At 72.4% G+C, this 19,908-nt stretch carries 23 protein-coding genes; 14 read left to right on the forward strand and 9 right to left on the reverse strand.

Annotated elements, in window-relative coordinates:
* The first annotated feature begins 11 nt into the window (after positions 1-11).
* Together purD and purB are read left to right on the forward strand one after the other, a co-directional pair.
* Complete coding sequence (gene purD, locus ACYQ0U_RS09145; protein WP_459972234.1) at positions 12-1,292, forward strand: phosphoribosylamine--glycine ligase; 1,281 nt, start codon at positions 12-14, stop codon at positions 1,290-1,292.
* A gap of 111 nt (positions 1,293-1,403) precedes the next feature.
* A complete protein-coding gene (gene purB / locus ACYQ0U_RS09150; protein WP_459971877.1) occupies positions 1,404-2,822 on the forward strand; it encodes an adenylosuccinate lyase in 1,419 nt (472 codons plus the stop codon).
* Here purB and ACYQ0U_RS09155 read toward each other — a convergent pair.
* On the reverse strand, positions 2,819-3,388 hold the full coding sequence (locus tag ACYQ0U_RS09155; RefSeq protein ID WP_459971879.1) for a carboxymuconolactone decarboxylase family protein: 570 nt from the start codon (positions 3,386-3,388) through the stop codon (positions 2,819-2,821). The two genes, purB and ACYQ0U_RS09155, sit on opposite strands and share 4 nt — an antisense overlap.
* Positions 3,389-3,451: 63 nt before the next feature.
* On the opposite strand from ACYQ0U_RS09155, the gene ACYQ0U_RS09160 reads away from it, so the two are divergent.
* Positions 3,452-3,727: an acylphosphatase gene (locus tag ACYQ0U_RS09160; RefSeq protein WP_459971881.1), complete on the forward strand. Its 276-nt coding sequence runs from the start codon at positions 3,452-3,454 to the stop codon at positions 3,725-3,727.
* 42 nt (positions 3,728-3,769) lie between these two features.
* Here the strand turns inward: ACYQ0U_RS09160 and ACYQ0U_RS09165 are convergent, their stop codons facing one another.
* The gene (locus ACYQ0U_RS09165) at positions 3,770-4,387 is read right to left on the reverse strand and encodes an HIT family protein (RefSeq protein ID WP_459971883.1); all 618 of its coding nucleotides are present in this window, start codon (positions 4,385-4,387) and stop codon (positions 3,770-3,772) included.
* 288 nt (positions 4,388-4,675) lie between these two features.
* Here ACYQ0U_RS09165 and ACYQ0U_RS09170 point away from each other — a divergent pair, with 288 nt between their 5' ends.
* The 4 genes from ACYQ0U_RS09170 to ACYQ0U_RS09185 are packed head-to-tail and all read left to right on the forward strand — an operon-like array spanning position 4,676 to position 8,008.
* Complete coding sequence (locus tag ACYQ0U_RS09170; protein WP_459971885.1) at positions 4,676-5,155, forward strand: hypothetical protein; 480 nt, start codon at positions 4,676-4,678, stop codon at positions 5,153-5,155.
* A 26-nt stretch (positions 5,156-5,181) separates the two neighbouring features.
* Positions 5,182-6,066 carry a phosphoribosylaminoimidazolesuccinocarboxamide synthase gene (locus tag ACYQ0U_RS09175; protein WP_459971887.1) on the forward strand — a complete coding sequence of 295 codons (885 nt, stop codon included), beginning with the start codon at positions 5,182-5,184 and terminating at the stop codon, positions 6,064-6,066.
* Positions 6,060-6,440, forward strand: coding sequence for an SRPBCC family protein (locus tag ACYQ0U_RS09180; RefSeq protein ID WP_459971889.1), 381 nt, complete (start codon positions 6,060-6,062; stop codon positions 6,438-6,440). The genes ACYQ0U_RS09175 and ACYQ0U_RS09180 overlap by 7 nt, the downstream gene beginning before the upstream one ends.
* Positions 6,437-8,008, forward strand: a complete 1,572-nt coding sequence (locus ACYQ0U_RS09185; protein ID WP_459971891.1) for a long-chain-fatty-acid--CoA ligase — start codon at positions 6,437-6,439, stop codon at positions 8,006-8,008. The genes ACYQ0U_RS09180 and ACYQ0U_RS09185 overlap by 4 nt, the downstream gene beginning before the upstream one ends.
* Here ACYQ0U_RS09185 and ACYQ0U_RS09190 read toward each other — a convergent pair.
* From ACYQ0U_RS09190 to ACYQ0U_RS09205, 4 genes are all read right to left on the reverse strand, one after another.
* The gene (locus ACYQ0U_RS09190) at positions 8,001-8,588 is read right to left on the reverse strand and encodes a hypothetical protein (RefSeq protein ID WP_459971893.1); all 588 of its coding nucleotides are present in this window, start codon (positions 8,586-8,588) and stop codon (positions 8,001-8,003) included. The genes ACYQ0U_RS09185 and ACYQ0U_RS09190 overlap by 8 nt on opposite strands.
* Positions 8,581-10,890 (reverse strand): hypothetical protein, encoded by a 2,310-nt coding sequence (locus tag ACYQ0U_RS09195; protein ID WP_459971895.1) that lies wholly within the window; start codon positions 10,888-10,890, stop codon positions 8,581-8,583. The genes ACYQ0U_RS09190 and ACYQ0U_RS09195 overlap by 8 nt, the downstream gene beginning before the upstream one ends.
* Complete coding sequence (locus tag ACYQ0U_RS09200) at positions 10,890-11,186, reverse strand: hypothetical protein (RefSeq protein ID WP_459971897.1); 297 nt, start codon at positions 11,184-11,186, stop codon at positions 10,890-10,892. Before ACYQ0U_RS09200 ends, ACYQ0U_RS09195 begins: the two co-directional genes overlap by 1 nt.
* A 93-nt stretch (positions 11,187-11,279) precedes the next feature.
* Complete coding sequence (locus tag ACYQ0U_RS09205) at positions 11,280-11,783, reverse strand: YflT domain-containing protein (protein WP_459971898.1); 504 nt, start codon at positions 11,781-11,783, stop codon at positions 11,280-11,282.
* Positions 11,784-11,819: 36 nt separating this feature from the next.
* Between ACYQ0U_RS09205 and purS the strand changes: the two genes are divergently transcribed.
* Genes purS through ACYQ0U_RS09220 form a run of 3 tightly spaced genes read left to right on the forward strand, consistent with a single transcriptional unit; the run spans position 11,820 to position 13,194 of the window.
* The gene (gene purS, locus ACYQ0U_RS09210; protein ID WP_459971900.1) at positions 11,820-12,086 is read left to right on the forward strand and encodes a phosphoribosylformylglycinamidine synthase subunit PurS; all 267 of its coding nucleotides are present in this window, start codon (positions 11,820-11,822) and stop codon (positions 12,084-12,086) included.
* Complete coding sequence (gene purQ / locus ACYQ0U_RS09215) at positions 12,083-12,751, forward strand: phosphoribosylformylglycinamidine synthase subunit PurQ (protein WP_459971902.1); 669 nt, start codon at positions 12,083-12,085, stop codon at positions 12,749-12,751. The genes purS and purQ overlap by 4 nt, the downstream gene beginning before the upstream one ends.
* A complete protein-coding gene (locus ACYQ0U_RS09220) occupies positions 12,748-13,194 on the forward strand; it encodes a DUF3817 domain-containing protein (protein ID WP_459971904.1) in 447 nt (148 codons plus the stop codon). Before purQ ends, ACYQ0U_RS09220 begins: the two co-directional genes overlap by 4 nt.
* Before the next feature lie 115 nt (positions 13,195-13,309).
* Here ACYQ0U_RS09220 and ACYQ0U_RS09225 read toward each other — a convergent pair whose 3' ends face one another.
* On the reverse strand, positions 13,310-14,701 hold the full coding sequence (locus ACYQ0U_RS09225; protein ID WP_459971905.1) for a glycoside hydrolase domain-containing protein: 1,392 nt from the start codon (positions 14,699-14,701) through the stop codon (positions 13,310-13,312).
* A gap of 205 nt (positions 14,702-14,906) precedes the next feature.
* Here ACYQ0U_RS09225 and ACYQ0U_RS09230 point away from each other — a divergent pair, with 205 nt between their 5' ends.
* From ACYQ0U_RS09230 to ACYQ0U_RS09245, 4 genes are all read left to right on the forward strand, one after another.
* Entirely contained in the window at positions 14,907-15,065 is a 159-nt protein-coding gene (locus ACYQ0U_RS09230; RefSeq protein WP_459971907.1) for a hypothetical protein, read from the forward strand.
* A 114-nt stretch (positions 15,066-15,179) separates the two neighbouring features.
* Positions 15,180-15,728 carry a TetR/AcrR family transcriptional regulator gene (locus ACYQ0U_RS09235; RefSeq protein WP_459971909.1) on the forward strand — a complete coding sequence of 183 codons (549 nt, stop codon included), beginning with the start codon at positions 15,180-15,182 and terminating at the stop codon, positions 15,726-15,728.
* Positions 15,729-15,757: 29 nt separating this feature from the next.
* Entirely contained in the window at positions 15,758-17,998 is a 2,241-nt protein-coding gene (purL, locus tag ACYQ0U_RS09240) for a phosphoribosylformylglycinamidine synthase subunit PurL (RefSeq protein ID WP_459971911.1), read from the forward strand.
* Positions 17,999-18,099: 101 nt separating this feature from the next.
* Complete coding sequence (locus tag ACYQ0U_RS09245; protein ID WP_459971914.1) at positions 18,100-18,762, forward strand: alpha/beta hydrolase family protein; 663 nt, start codon at positions 18,100-18,102, stop codon at positions 18,760-18,762.
* Here the strand turns inward: ACYQ0U_RS09245 and ACYQ0U_RS09250 are convergent.
* Together ACYQ0U_RS09250 and ACYQ0U_RS09255 are read right to left on the reverse strand one after the other, a co-directional pair.
* Positions 18,759-19,340, reverse strand: coding sequence for a hypothetical protein (locus tag ACYQ0U_RS09250; protein WP_459971915.1), 582 nt, complete (start codon positions 19,338-19,340; stop codon positions 18,759-18,761). The two genes, ACYQ0U_RS09245 and ACYQ0U_RS09250, sit on opposite strands and share 4 nt — an antisense overlap.
* Positions 19,330-19,881, reverse strand: a complete 552-nt coding sequence (locus tag ACYQ0U_RS09255; protein WP_459971917.1) for a helix-turn-helix domain-containing protein — start codon at positions 19,879-19,881, stop codon at positions 19,330-19,332. The genes ACYQ0U_RS09250 and ACYQ0U_RS09255 overlap by 11 nt, the downstream gene beginning before the upstream one ends.
* Positions 19,882-19,908 lie beyond the last annotated feature (27 nt).

The following is a 19,908-nucleotide window of genomic DNA, read 5'->3' on the forward strand; positions in this document are numbered from 1 at the left end:
GGTCAGGGCACGTGAGGACTTCCCCGAGATCAGTGCTCGTCGTCGGCACCGGCGGCCGTGAGCACGCGCTCGCGATCGCACTCGCGCGCGACCCCGGCGTGAGCGAGGTGCACGCCGCGCCGGGCAACCCGGGCATGGCCGCGGTCGCCACGCTCCACGACGTCGACCCGATGGCGGGGGAGTCGGTCGCCGATCTCGCCGAGCGGATCGGCGCCGACCTCGTCGTCGTCGGGCCCGAGGCGCCGCTGGTCGCGGGTGTCGCCGACGCGGTCCGCGAGCGCGGCATCGCGGTCTTCGGCCCGTCCCGGGCGGCGGCGATGCTCGAGGGCTCGAAGGCGTTCTCCAAGGACGTGATGGCCGCGGCCGGCGTCCCGACCGCGGGTGCCCGCACCTGCGACTCGGCCGAGGAAGTCGCCGCGGCGCTCGACGCGTTCGGGGCGCCGTACGTCGTCAAGGACGACGCGCTCGCCGCCGGCAAGGGCGTCGTGGTGACCCGCGACCGGGCGGAGGCCGAGGCCCACGCCGCGTCGTGTGGCCGCGTCGTGGTCGAGGAGTTCCTCGACGGGGCCGAGGTCTCGCTGTTCGCGATCTGCGACGGCACGACGGCGTACGCGCTGCAGCCCGCGCAGGACTTCAAGCGGATCTTCGACGGCGGCCGGGGGCCGAACACGGGCGGCATGGGCTCCTACACGCCGCTGACGTGGGCGCAGCCCGACCTCGCCGATGTCGTGCTCGACCGGGTCGTGCGGCCGACGCTGGCCGAGATGGCAGAGCGGGGTACGCCGTTCGTCGGGTGCCTCTACGTCGGGCTGGCGCTCACCGCGGCCGGCCCGCGGGTCATCGAGTTCAACGTGCGGTTCGGCGACCCCGACATCCAGCCCGTGCTCGCGGTGCTCGAGTCGCCGCTCGGCGAGCTGCTGGCGGCGGCCGCGCACGGCCGGCTGGCCCAGGTCCCGGCGCCGGTGTTCCGCGACGGCGCGGCCGTGACGGTCGTGCTCGCGTCCGCCGGCTACCCCGAGTCCTCCTCGAAGGGCGACGTCATCACCGGCGTGGCCGCGGCCGGCGCCGAGGAGGGCGTCGACGTCGTCCACGCCGGCACCGCGCTCGACGGTGACGACCTGGTCACGGCAGGCGGTCGCGTGCTCGCCGTACGCGCCGTCGGGTCCGACGTCGCCGATGCCCGTGCGCGGGCCTACGCCGCCGCAGACCTGATCGCCTTCGCCGGCCTCCAGCGCCGCTCCGACATCGCGGCCGAGCCGCTGGGCGTGGTCGAGGGCGCCTCCCTCCGTTGAGTTGGGCCAGATTCACCAGCGAGTTGGGCTCTCTTCCCGGCTCGACGGGACGCAAGCCCAACTGAACCGCGAACGAGGCCCAACTCGACCTCCGTGGGAGAATGACCTCCCGTGACCGTCCCCAACGTCCTCGCCGCCCGCTACGCCTCCGCCGAGCTCGCCCGGATCTGGTCGCCGGAGCACAAGATCGTGCTCGAGCGGCAGCTCTGGATCGCCGTGCTCGAGGCCCAGCGTGACCTCGGCATCGACGTGCCCGACGGCGTCGTCGAGGCCTACCGCGAGGTCGTGGAGCAGGTCGACCTCGCGTCGATCGCGGCGCGGGAGCGGGTCACCCGGCACGACGTGAAGGCGCGGATCGAGGAGTTCTCCGCGCTGGCCGGCCACGAGCACATCCACAAGGGCATGACCTCGCGCGACCTCACCGAGAACGTCGAGCAGCTCCAGGTGCGGCAGTCGCTGGCGCTGGTCCGTGACCGCGCAGTCGCCGCGCTCGCCCGCCTGGCCCGTCTCGCCGCCGAGCACGAGGCCACCGTGATGGCCGGCCGCTCCCACAACGTCGCCGCGCAGGCGACCACGCTGGGCAAGCGGTTCGCGACGATCGCCGACGAGATGCTGATCGCGCTCGACCGGGTCGAGGACCTGCTCGCGCGCTACCCGCTGCGCGGCATCAAGGGGCCGATGGGCACGGCGCAGGACATGCTCGACCTCCTCGACGGGGACGCCGCGAAGCTGGAGCAGCTCGAGGAGCGGGTCGCCCACCACCTCGGCTTCGAGCGGGTGCTCACCAGCGTCGGCCAGGTCTACCCGCGGTCGCTGGACTTCGACGTCGTCTCCGCCCTCGTGCAGCTGGTGTCGGCGCCGTCCAACCTGGCCACCACGATCCGGCTGATGGCCGGCAACGAGCTCGTGACCGAGGGCTTCCAGGAGGGCCAGGTCGGCTCCTCGGCGATGCCGCACAAGATGAACAGCCGCTCGGCCGAGCGGGTCAACGGCCTCGCGGTGGTGCTGCGCGGCCACCTGTCGATGGTGAGCGAGCTGGCCGGCGACCAGTGGAACGAGGGCGACGTCTCCGACTCGGTCGTCCGCCGGGTCGCGCTGCCGGACGCGTTCTTCGCCGCCGACGGTCTCTTCGAGACGTTCCTGACGATCCTCGACGAGTTCGGGGCCTTCCCGGCGGTCATCCAGCGCGAGCTCGACCGCTACCTGCCGTTCCTCGCCACCACCAAGGTCCTCATGGCCGCGGTGCGCAACGGGGTCGGCCGCGAGGCTGCGCACGAGGCGATCAAGGAGGCCGCGGTCGGCACCGCCCTCGACATGCGCAAGGGCCAGGCGGAGAACGACGTCTTCGCCCGCCTCGCCGCCGACGAGCGCCTCGGGCTCAGCGCCGACCAGCTCGCCACGCTGGTCGCCGAGCCGATCACGTTCACCGGCGCCGCGGTCGCCCAGGTCGGCACCGTCGTCCGCCGCGTGGCCGAGGTGACCGAGCGGCACCCCGAGGCGGCGGCGTACGCGCCGGGCGCGATCCTCTAGCGACCCCAGGTCACGGCGCCACGCACCTCCGGCGGCGTCTCGGCGCGGAGCTGCTCGTCGGGCTGCGCGCCGAGGGCGTCGTTGACCGTCGAGAAGGCCTGGCGGAGCGCGACGAACGCCGTGACCGCGAAGATCCGCCGGTCGTCGAGGCCGGCGTCGCGGAGGGCCTGGACGTCGGCGGCCGTGGTGCCGTTGGGGTCGCGGGCCACCGTGCGCGCCCAGGTCGCCATCGCCCGCTCGGTGTCGGTGAGGCCCTCGTCGGTGCCGGAGAGGACAGCCGCCGCGGTGGCCGGGTCGGACTCCGAGGCGAGCTTCCCGCCCCAGGCCAGCGAGCAGTAGGAGTCGCCGATCGTCGAGGCGCAGGCCGCGACCAGGATCCCGCGCTCGCGCATGGACAGGTCGCCCGCGCGGGCGACCGACCCGATGAGGTCGAACAGCGCGTCGTGGGCGTCGGGGTGGTGGGCCCACGCGCGGTTGAGGTTCATGACGTAGCCGTAGGTGGCGACGTCGGCGTCGTACAGCGCCTGGATCCGGGGCGTCGTGGGCGGCTCCTCGAGGAAGGTCATGGCTCAGTGTGCGTGGTGGGAAGCCCGCACCGCCACGGCCACGGCCCGCGGCATCATGGGGGCATGCCTCGCACCGCCGTCGACCTCGTCGTGACCGGCCGCGTGCAGGGCGTCTCGTTCCGGGCGTACGCCGAGCAGCAGGCCGCTCGCCTGGGGGTGTGCGGGTGGGTGCGCAACGAGCCGGGCGGTGAGGTCGCGGCCCACGCCGAGGGCGACGCCGCCGCCGTCGACGCCTTCGTGCGCTGGTGCCACGACGGGCCGGGTCTCGCCCGGGTCACCTCGGTCGACGTCCGGCCGGCCGCCGACACGGGTGCGACCTCGTTCGAGGTCCGCTTCTAGACCAGGCTCGTCAGCGGTCGCCGGTAGGTCGGATCAGCGTGCTCACGCGCGGGCGTGGCCGCCCCAGTTGGCGAGCTTGGTCGCGACGGTGTGGAGGTCGGCGCGACGGATCTCGTCGGGCACCGGCGGGAGGATGTCGTCCCACTCGACGGCGTACGACCCCTTGATCTGGGCGAAGCCCTCCGGTCGCGCGAAGAACCAGATGTGCGAGTGGGAGGAGCCGTCGCCCCAGCGGTCGACGTGGCAGCGGCCGATGCCGGGGAGCGCCTCGATGATGCGCACCAGCCGGTTGGCGATCCGGCCGAGCTCGCTGGCGTGCTCGTCGTCCAAGCCGCCGACCTCGACGTGCTCGCGCGTCCACAGCACCAGCACCAGCGGCAGCCCGGTCGGCTCCGCCTCGGCGGTGAGCACCCAGTGCTCGTCCTCCCAGACGATCCGGTCCGGGTCGAAGCCCTGGCAGGCCCCGCAGGGCTTGCCGCCCCCCTCGCCCATGCGCGGTGCCTCGGGACCGGGTGCGCTGAGCACCTTGGGTACGACGGCGCCGTCGGCCGCCTCCCACGGGAAGACGTCCCAGCCGGCCATGGCGCCGGCCGGCAGACGACCGTCCTCCCCGGCAGCAGCGGTCACGCGGGCGAACAGCTCGTCAGCAGACTCCGGCATGACCTCACTGTGCCAAACGCCGACTCGAACGCGTACCGCGACCCCCGAAGGATCGGGGCACGAGCCAGCGAGGCGGGCGAGCTCCCGGCGGTCGCAGACCACCGGGTTTGGTCACCAACCGCAGATTTCAGGGCCCGATTCCTGCGGTTGGTGACCAAACCGCACCCCCTTCGGCAGCCGCGACGTCGAGGCCCCCGCGCTGTCGCCCCCGCGCTGCCACGCCCGTCTCGAAAGCCTCGGAACCTTCCGCTTGCGGTTCCACCCCCCGCGATGGTCAAGGTGGAGCACATGAAGAAGCTCTCGGGAATCCTGCTCACCCTCGTCGCGACGCTCGTGCTCTCGGTCGCGACCACGACCCCCGCCTCCGCCGTCACGCACGCGAGCGCGGCCAGCCAGTTCCGGGCCGCCGGCATCTCGTGGACCTCCTCCGGCGGGTGCAGCGATCGGAACACGCCGACCTGCACGTCGTTCGACGGCATCCGCCAGGCCACCATCGACGGCGCCATCACGCTGAAGAACGCCAGCGGGTGCAGCCTGATGATCACCGGCGGCACGGAGACCGGCCACGCGTCGGGCACCTACAGCCACTGGAACGGCTACAAGCTCGACTTCTCCCGGACCACCTGCCTGACCAGCTGGGTCCACAACACCTACACCTACATCGGACAGCGCGGCGACGGCGCCGCCCAGTACCAGGCGGCCTCCGGCAACGTGTACGCTGACGAGGGCAGCCACTGGGACGTCACCTACTACACCTGCGGCTGCTGACCCGGCCCACCCCTAGAGTGGTCGTCGTGGCCGACCTGAACATCCCGACCGCGCCCGCCATCGAAGGGGCCACCCACCTGCACTCGGGCAAGGTCCGCGACCTCTACGAGCTGCCGAACGGTGACCTGCTCATGGTGGCCAGCGACCGGATCTCGATCTTCGACTTCGTGCTCGACACGACGATCCCGGACAAGGGCGCGATCCTGACCCGGATGTCGCTGTGGTGGTTCGAGCAGCTGGCCGACCTGGTGCCCAACCACGTCCTGTCCACCGACGTCCCGGACGAGGTGAAGGGCCGGGCGGTGCGCTGCGAGAAGCTCGCGATGTACCCCGTCGAGTGCGTGGCGCGCGGCTACCTCACCGGCTCCGGTCTGCTCGACTACCGCGCGACCGGCGAGGTATGCGGCATCGCGCTTCCGCCCGGGCTCGAGGACGGCAGCCGCCTGCCGGAGCCGATCTTCACGCCGGCCACGAAGGCCGAGCTGGGCGAGCACGACGAGAACGTCTCGTACGACGCCGTGGTGGCCACCGTCGGCGCCGAGCGGGCCGCGGAGCTGCGCGACCTCACCCTCGCCGTCTACGGCCGGGCCGAGTCGATCGCGCGCGAGCGCGGCATCATCCTGGCCGACACCAAGATCGAGATGGGCGCCCGTCCCGACGGCACGACCGTGCTGGCCGACGAGGTGCTGACCCCGGACTCCTCGCGCTTCTGGCCGGCCGACGCGTGGCGGCCCGGTCGCACGCAGCCGTCCTACGACAAGCAGATCGTCCGCAACTGGGCGCTCTCGCCGGAGTCCGGCTGGGACCGCGCGTCCGGGGAGCCCCCGCCGCCGCTGCCGCCGGAGATCGTCGAGCGGACCCGCGCCCGCTACCTCGAGGCGTTCGAGAGGCTCACCGGCCAGTCGTGGTGACCGTCGCGTTCCCGGTCCCCCGCGAGGTGGCCTTCGACTACCTCGCCGACCCGACGCGCCGCCCCGAGTGGCAGTCCAGCCTGGCCCGCGTCGAGGACGTCGACGGCGAGCCGCGCGTCGGCCAGACCTGGACCGACGTGACCCGGCCGGGCCTGCGCCCGCGGATGGTGACCACCGAGCTCGACCGTCCGCGCCGCTGGGCCGAGCGCGGCACCTGGCGCGGCATCACGGCCACGCTGGTCCTCGAGCTCACCGAGACCGCGACCGGGTGCGACGTGACCGCGAGCTTCCAGATCGCCCGCCCGCTGCGGGCGCCGGCCCTGTGGGCGGTTCGAGGTGACCTTCGTCGCGCCGCGGGTAAGTTGCAGCCATGACGACGTACAACCTGGCTTCGCTCCTCGAGAACAGCGCGACGAACTACCCGGACCGCACGGCGGTCGTCCTGGGGGACACCCGACTCTCGTACGCCGAGGTCGACTCGTTCGCGAACATGGTCGCCAACCTGCTGGTCTCGCGCGGCATCCAGCCGGGCGACAAGGTCGCGCTGACCTGCCCCAACCTGCCGTACTTCTCCGTCGTCTACTACGGCATCCTCAAGGCGGGCGCGACCGTCGTCCCGCTCAACGTGCTGCTCAAGGGCCGCGAGGTCGCCTACCACCTCGGCGACTCCGACGCGAAGGCCTACTTCTGCTTCCAGGGGACGCCGGAGCTGCCGATGGGCGAGGCCGGGTACGCCGGCTTCTCGGAGGTCGACGGCTGCGAGCACTTCTTCGTGATCACCGCCGGCCTCGGGGACGCCTCGCCGATCGAGGGCACCGAGACGATGGCCCAGGCGATGGGCGGGCAGCCCGCCAGGTTCGACACCGTCGCGACCGACGAGGACGACACCGCGGTCATCCTCTACACCTCCGGCACCACGGGCCAGCCCAAGGGCGCGGAGCTGCGCCACCGCAACATGCGCGACAACGCGCTGGCCGGCGAGGCGCTGTTCGGTGCGAGCGCCGACAACCCCGACACCTACCTGTGCGTGCTCCCGCTGTTCCACTCCTTCGGGCAGACCGTCTGCCAGAACGGCGCCTTCGCCTACGGCGGCACGGTCGTGCTCCAGCCGCGGTTCGAGGCGCACGAGGCGCTGAAGCTGATGCTGAAGGAGGAGATCACGTTCTTCGCCGGGGTTCCGACGATGTACTGGGGCCTGCTCGGCGCACTCGCCGACGACCCCGACACCGACGTCGCCACCCTCGCCCGGAACCTCCGGGTCGCCGTGGCCGGCGGCTCGGCGCTCCCGGTGGAGGTGCACAAGGAGTTCGAGAAGAAGTTCGGCGTCACCATCCTCGAGGGCTACGGCCTCAGCGAGACCTCCCCGGTCGCGTCGTTCTCCCGCTTCGGGGAGCCGGTGCGCGTCGGCTCGATCGGCACGCCCATCCCCGGCGTGGAGATGAAGCTGATCGACCCTGCCAGTGACGGCGCCTGGAGCGACGTCGAGGGCGACGAGGTCGGCGAGATCGCGATCAAGGGCCACAACGTCATGAAGGGCTACTACGGCCGCCCGGACGCCACCGAGCAGGCCATCCGCGACGGCTGGTTCCGGTCCGGTGACCTCGCCCGCCGCGACGAGGACGGCTGGTACTACATCGTCGACCGGTCCAAGGACATGATCATCCGCGGCGGCTACAACGTGTACCCGCGCGAGATCGAGGAGGTCCTGATGACGCACGAGGCGGTCTCGCTGGCCGCGGTCATCGGGGTCCCGCACGAGAGCCACGGCGAGGAGATCAAGGCCGTCGTCATCCTCAACGGCGGCGCGAGCATCACCGAGGACGAGCTGGTCGCCTGGGGCAAGGAGCAGATGGCCGGCTACAAGTACCCGCGCATCGTGGAGTTCGTGGAGTCCCTGCCGATGACCTCGACCGGCAAGATCCTCAAGCGCGAGCTCAGCTGACGTCGCTCGCGTTGTCGAGCGCGGCCTCCAGCACGCCGGCGGGGTCGACCGACGGGTCGCCGCTGCCGTCGTGCACGACGGTGACCGACACGATCCGCCCGTCGTCCGTCGGCGCGAGCAGCTGGACGCCCTGGTCGCCGTCGTTCCCGGTCGGGCTGGACCGGAAGCCGATCGTGCCCTCGGGCAGGCCGGCCAGGTCGTCGACGGCCGTCGCCTCGCCCTTCGCGACGCACGCCTCGATCGCCTCCTGCACGGCCGCGAGCGCGCCGTCGGCGTCGCGGTAGCGCGTCCCCGGGACGAAGACCGAGGCCGTGACGATGTCCCCGGACTCCAGCCGGTAGGACGTCGTCACGGGCTCCGGTCCGTCCGCCGGCGAGATGCCGACCGACGGGATCCGCACGGTCAGCTCCGAGCACGTCGTCGCCGTGGGCTGCCCGTTCTCGAAGTCGGTCGTCGACTGCACCCCGGGCAGGTCGTCATCGGTCAGCAGCGTCGGGTCGTCGTCCGAGCAGGCCGCGAGAGCGGCCAGGGCGGTCAGGCCGGCGACGACGCCCGCGGCCGCGCGCCGGCGCTCAGCCATCGACGTCGTAGTACTGGAGGAACGCATCCTTGTACGCCGTCTCCAGGTCCATGTTGGTGACGTAGCCGGACGCCACCGACATCGCGCTGTTGGCGTAGGAGGACCGCTCCGCCGCCGGGATCTCGTCGACGTCCTTGAGCCGGCCGTGGTCGAGCCAGTCGCGGGGGATGTCCGACGCGGGGATGACGCCGGCCTCGGCGAGCGCGTGGAACGTGCCGAGCTTGGCCTGGGTGACGCCGTACGACGCGCGCTCCTCGGCCGCCTGCGTGGCGTGCTCGGTCTGCGACATCGCCTCGCCCATCGCGTCGGCGCCGAGGTCGACGCCGTGGTTCCAGGCTGCGTCGATCGCCCTGCTGCCGAGGTCGCCGACGAGGTCCGCCCCGGGCAGCGGCACCAGGCCGGCGGCCTCGCCGACCAGGTCGGAGAAGGCCTGCACGCGGCGGTCGTGCTCCTGCGCGTCCTCGATCTCGACCGCGCCGACCGAGTGCTCGGCCAGGCCCTGGAGGTTGGCGGCGCGCTCGAGCGCGTCGCGCAGTTGGTTGCCGAGGCGGTAGTCGTCGGGGTCGGCGGCCATCTGCACGGCCGCGCCGTTGATCTCGTGCTGCTGGAAGGCGCCGATGCCCTCCGCGATGCTGGTCGCGCCCTCGTCGGTGCTGACGGCGACCTTCATCAGCTCGTCCAGGTCGCCCGAGAACATCCGCGGGTAGTCGTCGGCCCGCCCGAGGAACGCGTCCTCGAAGGGCACCGAGCCCGGGTCGCCCTCGCCCGGGGCGCGCAGGGCGGCGTCCATCGCGGGGGTGTACTGCTTCATCAGGTCCGCCAGGTACGGCGAGCCGGGTTGGGCGGTGTCGACGCTGAAGGAGTCGTTGGCCGCGATGCCGTGGAAGAAGCGCGAGACGATCTCGGCCGTCTCGTGCGGGTGCGCCGCCAGCATCTCGGGGTCGGTGCCCAGGCCCTCGGCCAGCTGCGTCACGCCGGCGAAGCCGTCGGCCTCGTGGTTGCGGTCCTCGAAGAAGTACTCCTGCCGGGCCGGGTCCTCGGTCAGGAAGTGGTAGGCGTTCTCCGGGTGGTCGCCGAGGTTGCCGAGCGCGGCCGCCATCGGGTCGTCGTAGGAGTCCGTGTCGGTGTCGGTGAGACCGCTGTAGCCGGTGTGGCTGTACCAGGCCCGCGTCTGGTCCTCGCCCAGGTTCTGCTCGAACTCGTGCAGCCTCACCGCCGCGCCCTCGACGAGGTCGCCGTCGAGCCGGTGGTCGCTCAGCAGGTAGGTGAGGATCGACGCCCCGTTGGCTCCCGAGACGTAGGTGAAGCGGTCCTCGTAGGCCCGACGCTGGTCGTCGTCGAGGGACCACGTGGCGTAGCGGGCGAGGTCCTCGCCGAACTGGCGGCTGTCGAACTGCGGGTCCTGCGACGCCGTGCGCAGGCTCCGGCGCAGGTCCTCGGCGAGCTCGCTCAGGCGCTCGTCACGGCTGATGTACAGGTTGCTGTCGATCGAGGCGAGGGAGGCGACGGTGCCGTCGGCCCCGAGGTCCTCGTACATCGACGAGGCGACGTCGGAGTCGCCGGCGTAGGCGTCGAGCAGCGTGGAGAGCCGGTCGGCGGCGTCGCCGTCGAGCCCGTCGTCGTCGTTGACGCTGCTCTCCACCAGGTCGGAGAGGCCCTGGCCGAGCTCGTCCTTGAGCGCTCCGGGGAGGCTCGGCATCATCACGCCGGCCAGGTCCGGGTGGTCGAGCAGGTAGTCGACCCGCTCCTCGGTGCTCAGGCCGCGCAGCGCGTCGGGCAGCGTCTGGTCGCCCAGGCCGCCGGTGGCGTCGACGTCGCTGCCGCTCGCCGCCCACAGGGCCGCGGACAGGTCGACGTCGGCGTCGACCGCCTGGGTGAGGGCGTCGGAGACCGCCTGGGCGATCTCGTCGACGACCCGCTGGGCGTCGGCGAGCTCGTCCTCGTCGTCGTAGGTGCGGGTGCTCTCGACCCGGCCGTCGTCGGAGACGGTGCAGCCGTTGGTCGACGCGCGGGCGAGGGCGTCGTCGAGCAGGGTCCGCGCGCTGCGCACCGCGCCGCTGGCGGTGTCGAGCGCGGAGATCACCATGTTGAGCTCGGCGACCTGGTCGGTCAGCCGGTGAACGAGCTGGTCGTGGTCCTGCTCGGCGTACACCGAGGCGCCGCCGACCCAGGAGGCGGGCGGGCGGCCCGCGGCGACCTCGTCGGCGAGGTCGGTCAGCGCACCGCGCCGGGTGTGCAGCTCGTCCGCGATCCGGCCGAGCTGGTCGGCGTTCCACTCCTTGACCTGGCTGACGGTGACCATCACATGCCTTCCCGCGCGAGCCGCTCCATGCGCGCCGCCTGGGCCAGGTCGGTCTGGACCCAGTCGTCGGCGTGCTGGCGGAGCGCGGTCACGTGGCTGCGGGCGTCGCTCACCCACGCGGTGTACGCCGAGCGCCACGTGTCGGTGAGCGCGTCGGCCGCGCCGGCGCTGGCGCTGCGGGGCATCGCGGACCGGACGTCGGCGACGCCGGTCGGGATGTTGGCGTCGACCGCCGTCACCGCGGCCTCCATCTGGTCCGCGGCAGCGCGGATCTCCTGCGGAACGATCTCAGTCATCGTCGGCCCCCGAGTCGACGTTGGGCGGGTCGGAGTCCTCCTTCCCAACCCCGCGGGGGCGGTAAACCGGCGCGGAGCCGCCCGATCACCCGCTCACGCGAACGGGTCGGGCAGTGCGCCGGGCAGCTTGGCGAGCTCCTCGCGGGCCTGGGCGGCGACCTTGTGCTCGACCAGCACCTCGTAGCGGGTCGCCACGACCTGGGTGACCGAGGAGAAGTCGCGCCGGCCGCGGGTGAGCGCGTAGCCGAGCAGCGCCCAGATCACGCCGAACACCGCGCCGAGGAGCACGGTCGAGAGGATCATCGCGAGGACGTTCTCGTCGACGAAGAACGAGAAGATCAGTCCCACGAACAGCCCCAACCAGAGGCCGGAGAGCACGCCGCCGAGGGCGACCCGGCCCGCGGTGAGGCGGCCGGTGATCCGCTCGACCCGCTTGAGGTCGGTGCCGACGATCATGAGGTGCTCGACCGGGAACTTGTTGTCGGAGAGGAAGTCGACCGTCCTCTGGGCGGCGGCGTAGTCGTCGTAGACGGCCAGGGACTGGGGGAACTCCAGACGCAGCGGGTTGGCCCCCGGGAAGCCTGTGGGCATGCTCATGTACTCCAGTCTGCCCGAGCCTTCTAGACTGGCGGCGTGCCTCGCGTAGTCGTCGACGTCATGCCCAAGCCGGAGATCCTCGACCCCCAGGGCAAGGCGGTGCACGGAGCCCTGCCGCGGCTGGGGTTCTCGGGCGTCGCCGATGTCCGCCAGGGCAAGCGGTTCGAGCTCGAGTTCGAGGGGGAGGTGACCGACGCCGTCCTCGCCGAGGTCGAGAAGATGGCGGAGACGCTGCTCTCGAACCCGGTCATCGAGAACTACTCGGTGCGCGTCGAGGCCCAGTCCGACGAGGTGACGGTGTGAAGGTCGGGGTCGTCACCTTCCCCGGCTCGCTCGACGACGTCGACGCGCAGCGCGCGGTCGTCCTCGGCGGCAACGAGGCGGTGCCGCTCTGGCACGGTGACCATGACCTGCGCGGTGTCGACGCGGTGGTCCTGCCCGGCGGCTTCTCCTACGGCGACTACCTCCGCTGCGGCGCGATCTCCCGCTTCTCCCCGGTGATGACCGAGGTGATCGAGGCGGCGAACCGCGGGCTGCCGGTGCTCGGCATCTGCAACGGCTTCCAGATCCTCTGCGAGTCCCACCTGCTGCCGGGCGCGCTGATCCGCAACCAGCGCCAGAAGTTCCTGTGCCTCGACCAGCCGCTGGTCATCGAGAACAACCGCACGCCCTGGACCTCGGCGTACGACGAGGGCGCCGAGGTGGTGATCGCGCTCAAGAACGGCGAGGGCTCGTTCGTCGCCGACGAGGCCACCCTCGACCGCCTCGAGGGCGAGGGCCAGGTCGTGGCGCGCTACCGCGGCGCCAACCCCAACGGCTCGCTGCGCGACATCGCCGGCATCTGCAACGAGCGCGGCAACGTGGTCGGCCTGATGCCGCATCCCGAGCACTCGGTCGAGGACCTCACCGGCACCGGGACCGACGGTCTCGGGTTCTTCTCCAGCCTCGTGGAGCACGCGTTCGCATGACCCCGATGCACCTGTTCCGCCGCGTCGCGATCGCCGAGGCGGTCACCTGGGCCCTGCTGCTCGCCGGCATGTTCCTCAAGTACGTCACCGAGACCACCGAGCTCGGCGTCCGCGTCTTCGGCATGGCGCACGGCGTCGTGTTCATCGCCTACGTGCTGACGACGCTCCTCGTGGCGGTCGACCAGCGTTGGAGCAAGGGCCGGCTGCTGGTCGGCCTGCTCGCGGCGGTCCCGCCGTTCCTCACCGTGCTCTTCGACCGGTACGCCGAGAAGCACGGTGCCCTCGGCACCTCCTGGCGCCTGCGCGCGACCGAGCCGGCCGGCGTGGTCGAGCGGGGCGCCGCCTGGCTGATCCGCAACCCGCTGCGCGGCGCCGCCGCCGGTGTCCTCGCGGTCCTCGCGCTCACCGGCGTCGCGCTGCTGGTGGGCCCGCCGGCGGGCTGACGGCTGGGCTGACGGCTGGGCGACAACTGCGGTAGTCCCTGACGATCGAGGGGTCGACACGCCGTAGCGACCCCTCGAATGGCAGGGACTACCGCGCTACTTCCCGACTACCGCGCTACTTCCGCAGCTTCCCGGCCGCCAGCAGGCGCCAGTCGTCGGTGCCGACGACACCGCTCGCCTCGAGCCCGACCTGGCGCTGCCACGCCCGCAGGGCTTCACCGGTGGGCCCGGTGAAGACGCCGGTGGCCTTGAGGGGGGTGGTGCGGTCCATGACGGCGTTCAGCGCACGCTGCACGCGGCGTACCTCGGTGCCGGCGGAGCCGTACTTCAGCACCGGCCGCTCGCCGGCGGTGAGCAGCGAGACCCAGTGCCGCCGGGTCCACTTCTCCGACGGCGCGAAGCCGCGGGACTTCTGGTAGGCGTTGGCGGCCGCGATCGTGCGCTTGCCGTAGACCCCGTCGATCGCGCCGGAGTAGAGGCCGAGCTCCTGCAGCAGGCACTGGAGCGCCTTGATCTTCGCCTTGGGCGGCACGGCGTTCGGGGTCGCCGGCGCGAGCACCGGGTAGCGGCCGAACGCCAGCTTGACGCCACCGCAGTGCAGCTCCGGGTCGGCGAACGAGCCGCGGCCCACGTCGAGGTAGTTGCGGTCGATGTTGATGGTGACGCCGCCCCAGGTCTCGTTGTGGCCGCCCTGGTACTGCTTCACCCGGGCGCCGCGCCAGCCGTCGGAGCGCAGGTACGTCGACTCGGTCTCGACGTTCGCGCGGCCGTCCCAGCGGGCGATCCAGATCATGTCGGGGAGCGTGACGTCCTTGCGCTTGTTGTAGCGCGCGTCGTCGAGCATCTTGATGCCGGAGCCGGCGCTGGAGTAGACCCCGGAGACGTAGCCGAGCGCGCGGATCCGGGTGGTCCAGGCGCTGAGGAAGGCGAGCGCGGACTCGCGGCAGTGGGTGTTGCGCAGGTCGAAGCCCTCGAGGTCGTACCAGAGCGTGCTGCCGGCGACGATGCCGAGCGCGGACGCCGCCTCGACGGCCGTTTCCGCCTCGGCGCTGCCCTGGGCGCGCGCCTTGGCGTAGCGCTTGTTCGCGCCGGGCTTGGGGATGATCGTCGGGTCGTCGTCGTACCGGGGGAACCGGGGCTGGCACGAGGCCTGGGGGCCGAGCGTGATCGGCAGCAGCTTCCAGCCGCGGGCCAGCTGCTTGCGGATCCAGGTGGGGGTCAGGTTCGGCTGGTCGCGGCAGGCCCGCGAGTTGCCGGAGATGTAGATCCCGACCGACAGGAACGGCGAGCTCTGGAGCCAGGCGTCCATCTTCCGCTGGTCCGGCGCGAGGCACTGGTCGAAGCCGTAGCCGGTGAAGTCGCCGGGGGTGACCACGTTCCCGGTGGCCTGGGCGACGAGGGAGACGTCGGCCGAGGGCGCAGTGGGGGCGTCACCGGCGAGGGACCCGGCCGCGAGGGCGGCTGCGACGACGCCGCCGGTGAGGGCGGCGAGGGTGCGGCGAAGCATGAGGACTCCAGGGTGTCGGGGCGGGGGAGGGAAGCCCGGGCCGAGTCACTGTAACCTCAGAATTCACAGCAGTCACAGGCGATGTTGCTAACTACATCCTTGTAATTCCTCCGCTAGCTACCGCAAGTTTTCCTCAACTAGGCCCCGGGATCGCCCGATCGGGCGCACGCTGGCAGGACCGGCGATCATGCGGAGGGAGACGATCATGAGTGAGCACGACGACTGGAGCACCCAGCCCCTCCTGGGCGCGGTGCCCCACTTCCACGCCGACCCGGTCGCCGGTGTCCCGTCGGTGAGCGCCGACGGCCACTGGTGGTGGGACGGCTACGCCTGGACGCCCGCGCCGGAGCCGGCCGCGGTCTAGCCGGTGGTCCCGTACGGCCCGGTGCCGGTACGGTAGATCCGGAGGATGACTCCGCTTCCGGCAGTTCGCGACGGCGGCCCTCCCCGTCAGCGAGCCTTCCCCGAGGGAGAACCCGTGCGTGCCGATGCGCAGCGCAACTACGACCGCATCGTCGAGGTCGCCCGCGAGGTGTTCCGGGAGCAGGGGTACGGCGCCTCGCTCGACGAGGTCGCCAAGCGCGCCCGCGTCGGGCCGGGCACCCTCTACCGCCACTTCCCGAAGCGGGAGAACCTCCTCGACGCGATCATGCGGTCGTGGGTCGACCGGGTGATCGAGACCGCCGACAAGGCGCTCGACCGCGAGGGCTCGGACCGCGAGCTGCTGGTCCACTGGTTCGAGGAGTACGTCGCGCTGATCTCCCAACACAAGGGCGGCCCGGCCAAGCTCACCTCCGCCCTGGGCGACCCCGACTCGCCGATCCGCACCAAGTGCCAGGTGCTCGCCGAGGCGAACGGCCGGGTGCTCGACCGGCTCCGCGAGGGCGGCGCCCTGCGCGCCGACGTGGAGACGATCCTGGTCTGCCGGCTCATCGGCGGCGTGGCGACGGTGGCGGACCAGAGCGACCTCGAGGCGGCCGCCGTACGCCCGTTGCTCGAGGTCGTCGCGGACGGACTGCTGACGTAGCCCGCGAACGGCGCCGGTAGATTGATGCCGTGCTCGACACCGTCGCCACCGCAGCCGTTGACCCGAACCGCGAGCAGCCGTGGGCCGATCTCGGCCTCAAGGCCGACGAGTACCAGCGGATCCGCGAGATCCTCGGCCGCCGGCCCACGTCGAGCGAGCTGGCGATGTACTCGGTCATGTGGAGCGAGCACTGCTCCTACAAGAGCTCGAAGGTCCACCTGAAGCAGTTCTCCGAGATCCCGCAGGAGACGCCGGTCGGCAAGATGCTGGCCGGCATCGGCGAGAACGCCGGCGTCATCGACATCGGCCAGGGCTACGCGGTCACCTTCAAGGTCGAGAGCCACAACCACCCGTCGTACGTCGAGCCCTACCAGGGCGCCGCCACCGGCGTCGGCGGCATCGTCCGCGACATCCTCGCGATGGGCGCGCGGCCGGTCGCCGTCATGGACCCGCTGCGGTTCGGCCCGCTCGACGCCGACGACACCCACCGCGTGCTGCCCGGGATCGTCGCGGGCGTCGGCGGCTACGGCAACTGCCTGGGCCTGCCGAACATCGGCGGCGAGGCCGTCTTCGACGAGACCTACCTCGGCAACCCGCTCGTCAACGCCCTCTGCGTCGGCGTGCTCAGGCACGAGGACCTCCACCTCGCCAAGGCGTCGGGCGTCGGCAACCAGGTGATCCTGTACGGCGCGCGCACCGGCGGCGACGGCATCGGCGGTGTCTCGGTGCTGGCGTCGGAGACCTTCGACGCGGACGGTCCGGCGAAGCGCCCCAGCGTGCAGGTCGGCGACCCGTTCATGGAGAAGCTCCTCATCGAGTGCACGCTCGAGATCTTCGCGGCCGGCCTGGTCGCGGGCATCCAGGACCTCGGCGGCGCCGGCCTGTCCTGCGCGACCTCCGAGCTCGCGTCGGCGGGCGACGGCGGCATGCACGTCGAGCTCGACCGGGTGCCGCTGCGCGACTCCACACTCGCCCCCGAGGAGATCCTCATGAGCGAGTCGCAGGAAAGGATGATGGCGGTCGTCGAGCCCGGTGACGTCGAGGCGTTCCTGGAGATCTGCGCGAAGTGGGACGTCGAGGCGGTCGTGATCGGCGAGGTCACCGACACCGGCCGGCTGCACATCGACTGGCACGGCGAGCGCGTGGTCGACGTACCCCCGCGGTCGGTGGCGCACGACGGCCCGACCTACCACCGCCCGTTCGCCCGCCCGGACTGGCAGGACGACCTCCAGGCCGACGCGGCCGAGTCGCTGGCCCGGCCCTCGTCGGGGTCCGAGCTCCGCGACACCGTGCTGCGGATGGCGGCGAGCCCGAACCTCTGCGACAAGTCGTGGATCACCGACCAGTACGACCGCTACGTCCGCGGCAACACCGTGCTCGCGCAGCCCAGCGACAGCGGCATGATCCGCGTCGACGAGGAGACCAACCTCGGCGTCGCCGTGTCGACCGACTGCAACGGCCGCTTCGCCAAGCTGGACCCCTACACCGGTGCGCAGCTCGCGCTCGCCGAGTCCTACCGCAACGTCGCCACCGGCGGCGCGACGCCGCTGGCGATCTCCGACTGCCTGAACTTCGGGTCGCCCGAGGACCCGGGGGTGATGTGGCAGTTCGCCGAGGCCTGTCGCGGGCTCAAGGACGCCTGCGCCGAGCTCGGCATCCCGGTCACGGGCGGCAACGTCAGCCTCTACAACCAGACCGGCGAGACGGCGATCCTGCCGACGCCGGTGGTCGCGGTGCTGGGCGTGATCGAGGACGTCACGCGGCGTACGCCGTCGGCCTGGGCGTCGGCCGGCGAGCGCGTCTTCCTCCTCGGCGAGACCCGCGAGGAGCTCTCGGGCTCGGAGTGGGCGCACGTCGTCCACGGCCACCTCGGCGGGCTGCCGCCGGAGGTCGACCTCCAGGCCGAGCGCACGCTCGCCGAGCTGCTCCGCGAGGCGGTCGGCCTGCTGACCTCCGCGCACGACCTCTCCGACGGCGGCCTCGCGCAGGCGCTCGTCGAGACCACGCTCCGGCACGGCATCGGCGCCTCGGTCGAGGTGCCCGGCGACCCGTTCCTCGCGCTGTTCAGCGAGTCCACCGCCCGCGTGCTCGTCACCGTCCCGGACGGCGACGCGGACCGGCTGGTCGAGCTCGCCCAGCGCCACGGCGTCGAGCTCACCCCGCTCGGCGTCACCGGCGGCGACGTGCTCACGGTCGAGGGTCAGTTCGAGATCCCGCTCGCCGAGCTCCGGGACGCCTGGACCGGCACGCTCCCGGCCGCGCTCGCCTGACCGTTGAGTTGGGCCCCACTCGCCGTTGAGTTGGGCCGGAGTTCGCGAACAACGCCCAGCTCGAGGGTGACCTGGGCCCAACTCGACGGCAGGAGGCACCCGTGAGGAGCGACCGGCACGCCTACGGCGACCACCCGGACCAGTACGCCGAGCTGACCCAGCCCTCCGGCGACCCGGTCGGTGTCGCGGTGCTGGTGCACGGCGGCTTCTGGAGGCCCGAGTACGGCATCGAGTACGCGCAGCCGCTCGTCCCCAGCCTGGTGCAGGCCGGGTGGGCGACGTGGGCGATCGAGTATCGCCGCGGGACCGGCGCGGGCGACACGCTCGCCGACGTCCGGGCCGCCGTGGACGCGCTGCCGCTGGCGGCCGGGAAGGTCGTCGGCATCGGCCACTCCGCCGGCGGCCACCTGGCGACCTGGGCCGCGAAGGGCGGCGGGCTCACGCACGTGGTCAGCCAGGCCGGCGTGCTCGACCTGCGAGCGGCCCACGAGGACAACCTGGGCGGCGGTGCGGTGGAGCGCTTCCTGGGCCACCCGCCCGGTCCGGCGGACGCCGGCGTCGACCCGATCCGGATGCTGCCCCTCGACGTACCCGTCTGGTGCGTGCACGGCCGCGACGACGACGTCGTGCCGATCAGCCAGTCGCGGGCCTACGTCGCCGCCGGCGACGCCGAGCTGGTCGTGGTCGACGGCGACCACTTCACGGTGGTCGACCCGGACTCCGCCGCATGGGCGCGGACGTTGGCGATCCTCGCGGGGATCTAAAGGCGCTCGGCCAGCCGCTCCGCGGCCACGCGGGCGAGGTCCGGGTCGGCCTTCTCCGGGGCCTGCCCCAGGGTGAGCGCCGCCGGCTGGGTCAGCCAGGCCCACGCGCGCCACGGGTCCATCCGGGCCGCGAGCAGCGGCTCGATCACCGGGGCGAGCTCGGGCCGCAGCTCGCCGTCCGCCCCGAGCTGGAACGCCGGGACGATCGCCCGCTCCTCCAGCGGTACGACGAGCAGCCGGTGCTCCGAGGCCGCCTTGTGCACCGCGAACCGGGTGGCGTCGAGCGACGTCCCGCGCAGGTCGCCGAGCGACTCGTAGGTGTGCCAGAGCGTGGCCAGCAGCTCGGTCCGCACCCGGGCCTGGCGGGCGAGCACGACCAGGCCGAGCGGCACGGCGTGCGCCGGGTCGTCGCCCTGGCTGCGCAGCACGCGGTCCAGCTCCTCGACGCGGTCCGGCTCGCTCCACTCCGCGTGCCCGTCGGCGTCGCGGGTGAACGTCGGCAGCCCCGCCTCGCCCAGCTGGTCGGCCAGCCCCAGCTCCTCGAGCCAGGTCGCGAGCCGCTCACCGTCACCGGACATGCATCCGCTCTCCTTGGGGTCCGAACAGGGCCAGCACCTCCGTGGGGTGCGGTCCCGGGTTGCCGACCCAGTGTGGCGTGCGGGTGTCGAACTCGACGACCTCACCCGGTCCCAGGTCGATCTCGCGGTCGCCGATGACCAGCCGCAGCTGCCCGGAGAGGACGTACATCCACTCGTAGCCCTCGTGGGTCGCGAGCCGGCACTCCTCCGTCGGCTTCGGCGGGAACACGATCTTGTACGCCTGGAGGCCGCCCGGGCGCCGGGTCAGCGGGATGTGCACGCGGCCGTGCCGGCGGACCGGCCTCATCTCGATGCGCGGGTCGCCGGTCGCGGGCGCGTCGACGAGCTCGTCGAGCGAGACGCGGTGAGCGCGGGCGAGCGGCAGCAGCTGCTCGAGCGTCGGCCGGCGCTGCCCGGACTCCAGTCGCGACAGCGTGCTGACCGAGATGCCGGTCTCCTCGGCGAGGTCGCGCAGCGTCGCACCGCGCTGCTGGCGCAGCGCCCGCAGCCTCGGGCCGACCTGGATCACCTCGTCCGCCACGGGGCCAGTTTGCCAGTTCGGCAACCG

It is taken from the genome of Nocardioides pyridinolyticus, from assembly GCF_054653575.1.